We start from the raw sequence: 12,506 nt of genomic DNA on the forward strand, positions 1-12,506 counted from the left end.
CAGCAACACAAAGGGGCATCTTTACCATCACGGTAACGATGCCCCTTTTTCGTCAGGATCCTTTCAATTTCAACGTTGAAATTTCAGTAAGGTGGGATGCCTGTCGCTAGCAAGATGTCGCGGGTTTCCGACCCCGTGTACGAGGCTATTCTCCAGGGGCCCCGGCAGATATTTGGTGTATGCGAGCACCAGCAAGCTAGATTGATCACATTCACTCGCAGGGATTCGCCACATGTCCAGATGGGACCTGAAACAATTACGAACATCCGTTGAGAGCCTTTATGGGCGAAGCCAGCGGACAGCGATATCTCCATCGATTGACTCAATAGAGCAGCGAAGAGGGTTCGCCGCTTACCACTATCATGAAGCCCTCCGCATAATGAAGGAAGCAACGACCACACACGAAAGTGATATGGACATCTTGCTGCTCATCATGGAAGCAGATGCAGAGGCGAGCAGCGAATTCCGGTGGGCGAGTTTTCAAGCTGCCGCTCACATCACTGCCTGTGTACAGAGCATGCACACAGTCGCCGATATGCTTGCCCACACCCTTTACTACGCCTATGGCATGAACCTAGATAAAGAAAAAGCGGTAGATGCGCACCGGGTTGGGATCCGTACAGTGTCCCAACGGTTACCAGAGGGGAAGGTCAAGGACCAACTCAAATTACTGGTTGAACACGAGTCTTTTGTTTATCTGTCGGCGCTGACCAATCACTCGAAGCATCGCAGTATGGTTAAAACCTCATACTCGCTCGACGTTACCGGCGAAGCCGCAACCTCACATGGCTTGAAATTTTCCGGTTTTGAGTATGGTGATCAGGAATTTCCCGAGCGCTGGGTCAGACCAACGCTAGAGGCCGAATACAACCGACAAGCGGTTCTAGTCGTAAGCATTGGACAGGCACTCAACGCAGCATTGAGTGCCGATGCCTAACATCTCGGACGTCACCGCATCTTCAATGGATGTGCGAAAAATCTCGTATAGCATCGAGCAGCGTGTATGCCCACGTGTATGCCTGAGCAAAACGCAACCAGACAAAGCCTTTTAAACCTGGGCGTACAGCGCTCAGTTCAAACGACGCCTGGGCACCATATTAGTAGCAACGAGAAAGCCTCAGGCCCTTAGGGTTTGGGGCTTTTTTGTGGATGCTCGATATCTCGGAAACGAATGAGAGGCTGGAGGATGCAGTTGTTCGGTTGAGCGAATGAATCACTGAACGATAAAAAAACCGCCGAAGCGGTTTTTTCATTCAGTCGTCCAATCAAACTCGTCATATTCCTCATCGTCATCGTCCCCGTCCTCCAACACTTCATCATCAACGGTGTCTTCCTCAGGGACCGCCGCTTCCTGCTTGTTCAGCAGAAATTCCTTACGACTCTCAATAATTCCCCGCCTCAGCTCTTCCCCCTTCTGCGGGCAGTTGAGCATTTGGGCGATGCGATCGATTTTTTTCGCCACGGCTTCCTCCAACGCATCGGCTATGGGCCGATAGTGCGCGCTTTCGGGGGTTGTTGCCAAATTGGCGAGTGGTTTCGTGCTCAGTTTTTCTTCAGTTCCTTGAGTCGGGTGGTGAGGTTTTCCTTGGGAAAGCGTTTGTGCAAGGTTTCCATCAACGCGTCAGCCGCTGAGGTCTGACCGGACTGTTGCAGGCGCAACACTTCGCGCAATTGATCATCAAGGGTTTTCACCGGAGCGGCTGCGCGCTTGCTGGCTTTCGCTTCGTCGGCCATTTCGGCGCTCATCGATTCGCTCTGCGCAGGTGCCGCCATGTCCGCCATCGGCGCGGCTGGGGCCGGTGCTGCGAGCTTGCGGGCAACCGACGGCGGTGCGGGCGCGGCTTCTTGCCTGGCAACCGGGGCGGACGCTTTCGGTGCAGGGCTGAAGTCGTAGCTCGGCACCTGCTCCGGCGAACGTTGCACCAATGCGAGCATCAGCGCGACGCCGACGAGGCTGGCGAATGCAACTTGCCAGCGTGGTTTCTGGCAGGCCGCGACCCAGCGTTGCCACCGGTCCGGTTTTGGCGCGGGGACTTCGCGATGCGCGGTGGCCAGGATGAAGGCGTCAAGATGCGCCGGTGGTTCACCAGCAGCCTGCTCACGAAAGTGCTTCACCACTTCCTCTTCTCGTGTAGGACGGGCGTCAGTCATGTCAGTACCTCCTCGGCCAGCAGCCGACGCAGTTTTTGCTGGGCGTAGCGCAAGCGGCTTTTGACCGTTTCCAGCGGTGTTTCGGTGAGGGTGGCGATCTGCGGCAGGTCGAGATCGCCGTGGGCGCGCAGCAGGAAGACTTCGCGCTGGTCGGGGGGCAAGGTTTGCAGGGCGGTTTCGAGGCGCTGGGTGTCGCGGCTCAGGCCGAGTAACTGTTCGGGATCGGTCGCCTCATCAATGACCGCGTGGGCTTGTTCGTCATAACTGTCGTGCAAGGGGTTGTGGACGCCCTGTTTGCGCCAGTGATCGATCAGTCGGTTGCGGGCAATCTGATAAAGCCACGTACGAAAGTTCGCCCGGCCTTGTGGCTGGCTGCTGCTGCGGATCAGGCTCAGCCAGGTGTCCTGGTAGACCTCTTCGGCCAGTTCGACTTTGCCGCTGAGGCCGAGCAGGAATCGATAAAGTCCCTGGCGATGGCGGGCGTACAAGGTCTCGAACGCCGGCCCGTCCCCTGCGCGGTAACGGGCCAGCAGCGATTCGTCGCTCGATTCGGGCGCTGACATGTCAGTTGTAGGCTCCTTTACCCGGCTCACTGTTGGACGCGGTGGTGGTGCGCAGGCTCTGCGCCAGTTCGACCAATTGCACGAATTCCGCCCGCAAGCCAAACCGGTCTTCGCCTCGCGCACCACGGGCCAGGGCTTCGGTGTCCTTCAGACTGAAATCGCCGGTGTAGCGCGCGTCCTTGAGCTGTTGAGAGAACGCGGCCACGGCGGCGGCAAATCGCAGGTCGTCACTGGCTTTACCGACCGCACCGCTCGCAATCGGCCGTTCGATCAGCCGACTATTCCCACCATCCGGCAGCTGATAACGCACACGCAACATCGCCAATTCCCCGCTGACACCAGAAATGCCAGCCTCGGCTTTGCCATAGCGCAACGGCTCCAGCCAGCCCTTCTCGCCCTTCGGCACAATTTCGTACAACGCGGTCACCGTATGTCCTGCGCCGATCTCACCGGCATCGACCTTGTCGTTGCTGAAATCCTCACGCTTCAACGCCCGATTCTCATAGCCCAACAACCGATACTCGCTGACCTGCGCCGGGTTGAACTCGACTTGCAGCTTCACGTTTTTCGCCACGACGTCGAGGGTCGAGCCGAGCTGGTCCACCAACACCTTGCGCGCCTCGCGCAGGTTGTCGATGTAGGCGTAGTTGCCATCGCCCGCGTCGGCCAGTTGCTCCATCAGGTGTTCATTGTAGTTATCCACTCCAAAACCCAGGGTCGTCAGCGAAACACCGGTCTTGCGTTTTTCCACCGCCATTTGCTTGAGGCTGTCGAAGTCGCTGATACCCACGTTGAAGTCACCGTCGGTGGCCAGCAGGATGCGGTTGATGCCTTTGGGGATAAACGCCTGTTGCGCCATTTGGTAGGCCAGTTCGATGCCCGAGGCGCCGGCAGTCGAGCCGCCCGCCCGCAGTTGATCGATAGCGCTGCGGATTTTCGCTTTTTCTCGCCCGGACGTCGGTTCGAGTACCACACGCGAATCCCCTGCATACACCACCAGCGACACCCGGTCCTGGTCGCGCAATTGATCGACGAGCAATTTCAGGGTGCTTTTGACCAGAGGCAATCCTTCGCGACGGTCCATCGAGCCCGACACGTCGACCAGAAATACCAGGTTCGCCGGGGCCAACTCGGCCACCGCGCGGTCCGAGGCCTTGATGCCGATGCGCAATAAACGGGTATGCGGGCTCCACGGCGAGGGCGCCAGTTCGGTGGTGACGCCAAACGGCGAGCCATCGGTGGGCAAGGCGTAATCGTAGGGGAAGTAATTGACCATTTCCTCCAGCCGCACGGCGCCTTCGGGGGGTAAGCGGCCCTGATTGAGCAAGCGGCGGACATTGGCATAAGCGCCGGTGTCGACGTCCGCGCTGAACGTCGACACCGGCGCTTCGGCCACGCTGTGAATCGGGTTGTCCGCCAGCACCTGGTATTGCTCACGCTGCTCATCTTGATAACCGGGTGGCGCGGGTTCAGGCGCAAAACTCGCCATCGGTGCCGCACGCGCGCTGCGCTTGGCCATTGAGGCATCCGCCATGACCGCCTCGCTGCGCATCACCACAGGCTGGGCCGGTGCCGGCGTTGGGTTCGCCGCAGATTCTGGCGTGGACGAAACGCCGCAACCGGCAGCGGCCAATAGCAACACGGCGGCGAAACCCTGGGCGGCCGGACGGAAGACTTGCGAAGGGAGGAACATGGGGGCTGACCTCAGGAGGAAATTGATCCATTCATCCTCTGAGACGAGCCCCTCTTCAGGTTCGGGTTAAACCGCGCTGAAAATTTCTTCAGCGGTGATAACGGCGTACCACGCTGCTGTTTCGCAGCACGTGGCCTTTGATTTTTTCCAGCAGTTGCGCGCGAGTCAGGCCGGCCGGCAAGGCGTCCGGCGCCAGGTCCAGTGCGTAGAGCTGAATGACGTAGTGGTGGGCGCTGTCGCCGACCGGTGGGCAAGGGCCGATGTAGGTCGTGGTGCCTTTGCTATTGGTGCCGCCAACCCCTTCAAGGCCGGGCTTGGCGCCGACACCCGCCGCAATCTGGTGCGTGGTGGCTTTGATGCCGTAATGAATCCAGTGATCGACGCCCTGGCCTTTCTGGCCATCGGGATCGTGCATGACGATGGCGTAGCTCAAGGTGCCGGTCGGCCCGGCGTTCCAGTTCAGTGCCGGCGACTGGTTTTTGCCGTCACAGCCAGCGGCATCGCTCGCGGCGGCCGAGGTGAACAGTCGGTCATCCGTCACGCCTGGGATGTTCAGGGTGAAACGCTCCTGGGCCTGCACGGGCACTTGCACGCAAAGCGCGACTGCTACGGCCGCCAGCCAAGGTTTCAGAGAGGTCAATCGGGTCATTCCGCAGCACCTTGTGCGTGTTAGGCCGTCGTCGGCTTGCGAACTATAGCTGTACCGTTCGCGCGGTGGCAGTGGGATTTCGCTGAACCTCGGGCAAAGCGCCCAACTCTTAAGTGAAACGCCCGCCAGGAGAACGATCATGGCACTGCACCGCGTCGCCCGTTTCACCGATGTGTCCGAGAGCCGAGGCCTTGAAGTCCAAATCGCGGACACCAAAATCCTGCTGCTGCGAGTCGGTGATCAAGTGCGCGCCTTCCAGGGCGAATGCCCCCACGCCGGAGCGCCGCTGGCCGAAGGCGCGCTGTGCCATGGTCGGTTGATCTGCCCGTGGCACAAGGCAGCCTTTCGCATTGAGGACGGCGCGTTGTGCGAGCCGCCGGCGTTGGACAGCCTTCAGCGTTATTCGCTGGAAGTACGCGATGGCGAGATCTGGGTTGACGATCAGCCCCTGTCCGACGCGCACACACCGCCAGCAGACGACCCGCGCACCTTTGTGATCATCGGAGCCGGCGCCGCAGGCACGGCGTGCGCGGCGGCGTTGCGGGAAAAAGGCTTTGGCGGCCGGGTGCTGTTGATCGACCGGGAAACAGACGCCGGTTACGACCGCACCGTTCTGAGCAAATTCGTGCTCGCCGGCGAGATGCCGCCGAACGAAGTCCCGCCGCTGCGCGAGGCCACCTTCTACAAAGAGCAGCGAATCGAGCAGATCACTGGCGAAGTGACGAGCCTCGATACGATCAACAAGACCCTGCGGCTCAAGGACGGGCAGTCGCTGACCTATGACGCAGCGGTGCTCGCCACCGGCGGCACGCCCAACGCACTCTCGGTGCCCGGCGCTGACCTGCCGCAAGTGTTCGTCCTGCGTTCGAAAGATCAGGCGCAGCGAATTGTGCAGGCCGCACAACCTGGCCAACAGGCAGTGATCGTCGGCGACAGTTTCATTGCCCTCGAAGCCGCCTCGTCCCTGCGCCAATACGGGCTGGACGTCACCGTGCTGGCGCGCCACGAGGTGCCTTTTGCGGCGCAATTCGGCGACACTGTCGGCAAAGCGATCCGGGCGCTGCACGAGGCCAATGACGTGGTGTTTCACACCGATGGCGAAGCCGTGCGCATCGAAGGCACCGACAAAGTCGAAGCGGTGCACCTGGATAACGGCCAGCGTTTACCGGCAGACCTGGTGTTGATCGGCGTCGGCGTAACCCCTGCCACCGACCCGTTTACCGACCTGCCCAAGGAAAAGGACCAATCGCTGAAAGTCGACGGTGGCCTGCGCGTCACCGATGGACTCTGGGCCGTGGGCGACCTCGCGACGTTCCCGCTCAACGGCCAGCCGGCGCGCATCGAGCACTGGCGCCTGGCCCAACAACAGGCACGCATCGCCGCAGCCAATATGCTGGGCGGCGACGAGCATTACCTCGACGTGCCGTACTTCTGGACCTGGCACTTCGGCAAAAATTACGACTACCTCGGCCATGCCGACGCCTGGGACGAAGTGGAATTCAAAGGCGATCCTGAGCATCCGCCATTTATCGGGCTCTTCGCCAAGAACGGCGTGGTGTGTGCGGCCGTGGCTTGCGAGGAAGAACGCGCGATGGCGATGCTGGCGGAGCGGTTGAAGCAGCCGTTGCCGGTGGATGAAGCGTGGCGGCTGATTCGGGATAACTCCAGCGCTTCGATCAACAACAAAAACTGCTGACGCCAGCGTGGACTGCCACCCATGCCCAACCCTGAGCGCTGTTTCAGGTCATGGATACTTTCGCCACCCATCACGCCTTTCACAAAATCGATCCGGAGCTCAGGTCGAACATCCCAGCCAGCGGCGTCCCCGAAAGAATGGAGAAGCAAGTCAAGCAAGGATCGCACTTGAACTTCGGGCGGATGCCTTTAATTCGATAGATCCACGTTCCCCACACCTTGGGCACGTCGCGTGCTGTGCATTCAGCATCGTCTCAATCCAAATGATGACTTCATTGGCCGATGCGGCAATTCGTGCAGCTAACGGATTAAACGATCTGCGTTGGGGCGCAGGTTCGACGGAAGGCATACGTCCTAGTCGGGTAGGTCGTCGTGCCGGGGAATGGGTAAAACAGGAAGTGGGGTCATGACTGTTTTAAGACTGTCCCATCAGCAACGCTTGTTCCGCCTGCGCGGCCAGTTCAGCCTCGCGTTTGGCGATGGCTTCTTCCAGTTCCGGGGAGCGTTTGACCCACTGTTCGGGGGGGAGGGGTTTTGACCATTCGGTGATGTCGGGATAGGGCAAATCGGGCGGCGGTGATAACTTCCAATCTTGCAACATCATTGCCAGTGGAGCACCTAGGAGCACGGCCCCAATTACCAGCCACGCAGCCTTGCCAACTTCTTGCGCCACCAAGTGCTGCCTGATCCCATCTAGATATGCACAACAAACCCCAAAAAAAACGCTTCTACCCCGCAGCTTTTCTCGTCCGCCCTCAAAGTCATTTGTTATCGGCAGAACCTGCGGCCCAATCTCCATATAACTACGCATGCACTCCCACAACGCCATCGCCGTGGTGCCGCCGCCACAGTTGAAGCCCAGTGAAAAATGCTTGTTGTCTTCCTTGGCCAGCGGGTCCGGGTTTTCGAAACCGATGACCAGTAAACCCATCGTGGCTTTACCGGCCTGACTGACTGACGACTGCTGAGTGGCGACGGCTGTCACGGTTTCCCAAGGGACAATCCAGTACTCGCCGTCGTCACGCGGTATGCAGACTTCGCGGCGTTGGCGGTTGAAGCGCACCGGTAAAGGGACTTCGCGGAACAAGCCTTGGACCAACCAAAAAATTGGGATGACCATGATGAAAGCCCCCAAAACCAATGCATCAGGATCCTTGAAGATATAGGCCATCCCCAAAAACAACATCACTCCCGACCACAGCACCATCACCGCCGAACCAACGCTGTAGCTGCCAATATCAAGAAAGACCTCGTTCTTGCGCCAAATGGTGTTGAGCACGTCCTGCGGCTTTTCTCCAGTAGGTATCGGGAGCGGCGCCAAGTAGTCATTACGCGAAAATATCCTTTTTTTCGTGGTGCCTGCCGGTGGCGTGCTCATCGTTTGTCCTTGGGTTGCAGGTAAATGGCGCCGGGGTGATCCTCGCCGAGCGGGTAGTTCGGCACTCGATCCAACTCAGGTGTCGGGTCCGCCCATAGCGCGATTACGCCGGTGGCGTTGTTCAAAGTAAACGCTAGCCCTCGTTCACCACCGATAAAGGTGCTAGCGCCGAGCATCGCGGTCAATGGCGTGCGATATCGCAATCGCAGCGAAACCGTGCTGGGCGTGGTGCCCAATACATTCTTCAGCGGGTTGAATGGGCCACTTAAGCGTAAGCCCTGACCTTCCTTGAACGGTATCCACCGACAGGTGCTGCTCGACAACCAGTGAGGCGCCATATCTCGCCAGGGACGCGGCGGCTTGTAGTTATCAGTACGGCTGTTTTTGATCAGGTCACGGTAGCGTTGGGTATCCACCGGATCACCGACCATGCTCAATTCCAGGTAGACACTGCCGGGCTCAGCGCCCGGCAAGTCGATGGTCAGGGCATTGATCGAGCTGACGAAAGCGAGACCTGAAGGGCCATTGCCAGCGGTCGACTCCGAGCTGTTTTGCATGCTGACCCGAGGTGTATAGAGGATGAAGTACAGCCGGTCGAGTTCGTCCTGTTGGGCTTTTTGCGCGATAGGGCCCAGATCGACCGCCCGGGCTTTTGACCAGCAGCAGAAGTTCAGGAAGTTCTGCAGCGGGGTTCGCTGCAAGAGCGTGGTGATGAGGTGCAGAACACCCAGCGCGAGAATGAGCCAGTTCAACGGTCCCATGTGCAGCGTGTAACGCAAGATGGCGGCTTCGGCGATTATTGAGCCTGCCAAGGCGCGGGCAGTGTAGCCAACCCCTAATAGCGCTTGGGCGCCGAAGGCCGCTACTTGACCACCGACCACCATCTGGCGCATATCCAGCCACGGATCGACTCGGCTTTGGGCCTTTTCAAGTTGCACTTGGAGGGACTTAAATTCTTTTAGTGCCGCATAGGCCGACAATCCACCAATCACCCCACCAAACAGAGTAAGTGTGGGTACGCTTCCGACCCTGCCATCAGGAAGCGTTAAGGACATTTCTTTAACCCCCATCCCCTTCCGCACCTGATTATCAACCACCGCCACCAACGCTGCCGCCGCATACAACGTTGCCGACACCGTGTCATTCACCCGCCGACTGTCCATCCCCTCCAAAACCCCGGCCTTACTCAAATAACTATGCGCATTCAGCACGTTCAACAACAACGCAGCCAACGGCACCACCCCACCGCTGTTGGCCACCGCTGGCGAATTAACAATCCGTCCCACACGCCCCAAACCAATCGCCTTCCCGCTCGCCTTCACCCAGTCGCCCAGCGCTTCAGCCTGTTGCCCCAGCAACTTCCACACCTGCCGGCCGCCCTCGGTCACGAACTGCAAACGCGTGTCGCTGCCTAGTCGCGCGGCGATGAGTACGCCCATCCAGGAGCCGCTCAAAGCGCCCTCACCCTTGAGCAACAACAGCGCCGCCGCCAGACGATTCACCAGCACGCTCCATTGGCTGCTCGCGTCCCGGGCCATGGCCGCGACGTCGTCCAGCACCTCTGCGCTCAAAGGCGCCAACGCCTGATGGCTGGCGCTGATGTTGTCGTCGGCCAATGCCGCCATCAACTCGCCCAGGCGAGAAGTGTTGTTAACCGCCGCATCGATGGAGGGCGTCCAGGCGTTGAACAGTTGTTTCAGGGCACCGCCGTCTACTGCTCGCACGTAGTCGGCGTATTGCTCGGCGCCCTGAGCGCGCAGGCATTGGGCGGTCAGGCAGCCGGTGGCCAGTTCGGTCAGCCAACGCCGCGTCGCCAGGTCGTGGTAATCGACAAACCAGGTGCCGCTGAGCGAGCGTTTGAGGTACAGACCCCGGTCAGCGAACAACGCAGTGTGACGTTCTTCAATCTGCTGGTAGTGCGCCGCTGCGGTCTGCGCGAACCAGGTGTTCATCGCTTCGAGGTCGATGTATTCGCCGACCTTGGCACTGAAATGATGGTCGTTGAGGTTGGCATGCTTTTCGGCGCGGTACTCGCGGACGACGAATTCCACTTCGTTGTACAAATCCGCCGGAATAAAGGCCCGCACCGGGGCGACGATGGCTGCGATTCGTGCATCGCGGGCGGCGGCTTCGGTCTGAGTGGGCTGACCGCCGTACTGTCGGGCCTGGGTTTCGGCCTTGAGCGCTTCATCCAGTCGATGCTGGGTATCGAGCATGACTTGGCCCTGTTCGGGCGTGAGGGTGATGTCGCGTTCCTTGTAGCGGTAGCTGATGGACCCCGCCAGTTCGGCGCCATCTTCGCTGATCAGGCTGCGCACGAACCCGCCGATGCTCAGGCGCAGGTTGTTCTCGCCCAACCATTTTTCGTGACTCGCCTCGACCCACTCCTGTTCGTGATTGATGTCACGCAGCACGCCCAGGTCGTCATCCAGACAGACGAAAACGGCAAACAAGCCTCCGGATTTTGCCTTGGCGCTGTCCAGCCATTCCTGAGTGCCCTGCGCGTCCCACTGTTCGGAGCTCCATTCGCCCGGCGGCTGATCGCTGGCGTCGGGGTGTTGGGCGATGATTTTCTCGCGCTCACGGGCGCGGTGCATGGCATCGGTGTAAGCCTTGATGTTGGCCAGGGTCGGGGCTTTCATGACGGTTTCGCCCAGCGCGTCGGTCTCATCAGCGCCCCGTTGCGAGTCAGCTTTCATGGACTGGGCGAACGTGCCGGGGATCAGCTCAGCCATGACCTCAATAGCTTTTTCCAGTGGCGGGCAATGCTCGGCTTGCAGCTCGTTGGCCACGGTACGCAAGGCCACATGACGCATGTGTTGACGACGCTTGGCGCTGCTGTCACTCAGCGCTTGGCAGTGTTCCGGGTTCAGGGGGAACTCGCTATAGAGCATCCACGCATCGTGGATCTTTTCCAGAGTCAGGCCCATCAGGGTGGTGTCCAGCACCGGAGTGGCATCGGCTTCCAGCGCCTGCTCTTTGAGCTGGCCATTCGGCGACACGGCATACCGTTTGAGGGGGCCTTTGTCCTGCCACAGATAAACAAACCCCGTACGCAGACGTCGCGCCGCCATGGGTCGGCTTTGCGTGGTCACGCCTGGAGCACAGCAAGCGTTCCCGGCTTTTTCCTCAGACAACGCATAACGTACCGGCACCACGAACAGCTCGTTTTGACTGGCCGGGCACGGCACAAGCGTACTGTTGATATCGACGTGAGGCTGAGCCTTGGCGGCGCGTTCGGCCTGAGCGTCTCGGTCGAGCCTCGCCAGTTGTTCCGCGCTCATTGGCGGAACTCCTTGTCGGTGAGCTGCTGACGCGTCAGTTCGGCATTCAGATTGTCCAGCCGTTGCTCGGGTGAGACGCCGGGCTCGGCCAACAGGTTTCGGTAAACGGCGTGCGCAGGTGCATCGGGAAAGTCACTGCCCAGCACTGCGTGGAAACGAGCCCAGAGCAGGACTTCATCGATGGCGCTGTAACCGTGACGCCCGGCGGTGTGCTGGCAGTGAGACGCCCACTGCTGCAGTGCAAAGGAATCCAGCCCCTGCAAGTATTCGCAAAAGTACTGCTGGCAATGCTCAATCAATTGTTGAGCGAAGCGTTGCCGTTGGGCGGCGCCCAAGTGCTCCAGTTGCTCCGCCGACAGGAACAACCAAGGTTCGTGCGCATACCGTGCAGCTTGTTGATCCGGGGTTTCCTGCTGGATATCCAGCTCCGGGAGCCGGATCAACCGCACAGGCCCCATCAACCGATCACGCTCGCCGCCAGCCAACGGCGCCAGCCACACTGCCGTGATACGAGGGTCGTGATAGCGGAACAAGACCGTGACATCCGCTTCGACCCGTACGTGAATCAGGCTGCGTAAATGCTCAAGTACGAGCGCTTCTTGCGCCTCTGACTCCAGCCAGATGCCACATGTCGCGCTCCACTCCTGAAAAAACGCATGGGCCAGCGGGCTATTGGGAGAAACAGGCACCAGAACCGGGCCGACCTCTTCCAATGGACCATAAGCGGTGCTTTGGTAAAGCGAATGGAGCGTTGTAATCCCCAGCGAAAACAGGCGCTCAGGCAAACGTTCAATCTGAGCGCGATCCAGCAGCAGGTAAGCCTGACTCATGCCGATAGCTCCGCCAGTTTTTGACACACGGCACAGATCGATGCCGCCTGCTGCGCCGCCTGGGTCAATGCCAGTTTTTGCACAGCCAGTGATGGCGCTATCAGCGCCTCTGGCGCCGTTGGGACCAATGATCGAGCAGGCTCCGGAGCTAACCCCGCCACCGGCGAGCCACCCTCGACAATCGCCACGCTGCTGAAAATCCCGCTGGCGTTGATCACGATGTGCTGACCGCCACACTCAAGCGTCAAGCTCGAATCGCCCTT

The 12,506-nt window shown here is 59.7% G+C and carries 10 protein-coding genes and 1 pseudogene; 2 read left to right on the plus strand and 9 right to left on the minus strand.

Going from position 1 to position 12,506, the window contains the following annotated elements; all coding sequences use genetic code 11:
- Positions 1-412 precede the first annotated feature (412 nt).
- Positions 413-937, plus strand: coding sequence for a hypothetical protein (locus ACQKP4_RS20775; protein WP_427635500.1), 525 nt, complete (start codon positions 413-415; stop codon positions 935-937).
- Between the two features lie 312 nt (positions 938-1,249).
- Here ACQKP4_RS20775 and ACQKP4_RS20780 read toward each other — a convergent pair whose 3' ends face one another.
- The 5 genes from ACQKP4_RS20780 to ACQKP4_RS20800 all read right to left on the minus strand — a co-directional run bounded on the left by ACQKP4_RS20780 (position 1,250) and on the right by ACQKP4_RS20800 (position 5,056).
- Positions 1,250-1,522, minus strand: a complete 273-nt coding sequence (locus ACQKP4_RS20780) for a hypothetical protein (protein ID WP_427635501.1) — start codon at positions 1,520-1,522, stop codon at positions 1,250-1,252.
- A gap of 20 nt (positions 1,523-1,542) precedes the next feature.
- The gene (locus ACQKP4_RS20785; RefSeq protein WP_427635502.1) at positions 1,543-2,151 is read right to left on the minus strand and encodes a hypothetical protein; all 609 of its coding nucleotides are present in this window, start codon (positions 2,149-2,151) and stop codon (positions 1,543-1,545) included.
- Positions 2,148-2,714 carry an RNA polymerase sigma factor gene (locus ACQKP4_RS20790; RefSeq protein WP_427635503.1) on the minus strand — a complete coding sequence of 189 codons (567 nt, stop codon included), beginning with the start codon at positions 2,712-2,714 and terminating at the stop codon, positions 2,148-2,150. The genes ACQKP4_RS20785 and ACQKP4_RS20790 overlap by 4 nt, the downstream gene beginning before the upstream one ends.
- Position 2,715: 1 nt before the next feature.
- The gene (locus ACQKP4_RS20795; protein ID WP_427635504.1) at positions 2,716-4,407 is read right to left on the minus strand and encodes a vWA domain-containing protein; all 1,692 of its coding nucleotides are present in this window, start codon (positions 4,405-4,407) and stop codon (positions 2,716-2,718) included.
- Positions 4,408-4,495: 88 nt separating this feature from the next.
- On the minus strand, positions 4,496-5,056 hold the full coding sequence (locus tag ACQKP4_RS20800; RefSeq protein ID WP_427635505.1) for a YbhB/YbcL family Raf kinase inhibitor-like protein: 561 nt from the start codon (positions 5,054-5,056) through the stop codon (positions 4,496-4,498).
- Between the two features lie 139 nt (positions 5,057-5,195).
- Between ACQKP4_RS20800 and ACQKP4_RS20805 the strand changes: the two genes are divergently transcribed.
- Positions 5,196-6,752, plus strand: a complete 1,557-nt coding sequence (locus tag ACQKP4_RS20805; protein WP_427635506.1) for an FAD-dependent oxidoreductase — start codon at positions 5,196-5,198, stop codon at positions 6,750-6,752.
- Between the two features lie 414 nt (positions 6,753-7,166).
- Here ACQKP4_RS20805 and ACQKP4_RS20810 read toward each other — a convergent pair whose 3' ends face one another.
- The 4 genes and pseudogenes from ACQKP4_RS20810 to ACQKP4_RS20825 form a co-directional block, all read right to left on the minus strand.
- On the minus strand, positions 7,167-8,129 hold the full coding sequence (locus ACQKP4_RS20810) for a hypothetical protein (protein WP_427635507.1): 963 nt from the start codon (positions 8,127-8,129) through the stop codon (positions 7,167-7,169).
- Positions 8,126-11,413: a toxin VasX gene (locus tag ACQKP4_RS20815; protein ID WP_427635508.1), complete on the minus strand. Its 3,288-nt coding sequence runs from the start codon at positions 11,411-11,413 to the stop codon at positions 8,126-8,128. The genes ACQKP4_RS20810 and ACQKP4_RS20815 overlap by 4 nt, the downstream gene beginning before the upstream one ends.
- Positions 11,410-12,243 (minus strand): DUF4123 domain-containing protein, encoded by an 834-nt coding sequence (locus ACQKP4_RS20820; protein WP_427635509.1) that lies wholly within the window; start codon positions 12,241-12,243, stop codon positions 11,410-11,412. Before ACQKP4_RS20820 ends, ACQKP4_RS20815 begins: the two co-directional genes overlap by 4 nt.
- Positions 12,240-12,506, minus strand: a pseudogene (locus ACQKP4_RS20825) (type VI secretion system tip protein VgrG); the annotation flags it as partial. The gene ACQKP4_RS20820 and the pseudogene ACQKP4_RS20825, both read right to left, overlap by 4 nt.

The sequence above is a fragment of the Pseudomonas sp. NPDC086278 genome, from assembly GCF_050280905.1.
Lineage (GTDB): Bacteria > Pseudomonadota > Gammaproteobacteria > Pseudomonadales > Pseudomonadaceae > Aquipseudomonas.

What these genes read in the sequence shown, in the direction of transcription:
- ACQKP4_RS20815 (WP_427635508.1), bottom strand. Translation starts at nt 11,413, where the DNA reads ATGAGCGCGGAACAACTGGCGAGGCTCGACCGAGACGCTCAGGCCGAA.
- ACQKP4_RS20790 (WP_427635503.1), bottom strand. Translation starts at nt 2,714, where the DNA reads ATGTCAGCGCCCGAATCGAGCGACGAATCGCTGCTGGCCCGTTACCGC.
- ACQKP4_RS20820 (WP_427635509.1), bottom strand. Translation starts at nt 12,243, where the DNA reads ATGAGTCAGGCTTACCTGCTGCTGGATCGCGCTCAGATTGAACGTTTG.
- ACQKP4_RS20775 (WP_427635500.1), top strand. Translation starts at nt 413, where the DNA reads ATGGACATCTTGCTGCTCATCATGGAAGCAGATGCAGAGGCGAGCAGC.
- ACQKP4_RS20795 (WP_427635504.1), bottom strand. Translation starts at nt 4,407, where the DNA reads ATGTTCCTCCCTTCGCAAGTCTTCCGTCCGGCCGCCCAGGGTTTCGCC.
- ACQKP4_RS20800 (WP_427635505.1), bottom strand. Translation starts at nt 5,056, where the DNA reads ATGACCCGATTGACCTCTCTGAAACCTTGGCTGGCGGCCGTAGCAGTC.
- ACQKP4_RS20810 (WP_427635507.1), bottom strand. Translation starts at nt 8,129, where the DNA reads ATGAGCACGCCACCGGCAGGCACCACGAAAAAAAGGATATTTTCGCGT.
- ACQKP4_RS20805 (WP_427635506.1), top strand. Translation starts at nt 5,196, where the DNA reads ATGGCACTGCACCGCGTCGCCCGTTTCACCGATGTGTCCGAGAGCCGA.
- ACQKP4_RS20785 (WP_427635502.1), bottom strand. Translation starts at nt 2,151, where the DNA reads ATGACTGACGCCCGTCCTACACGAGAAGAGGAAGTGGTGAAGCACTTT.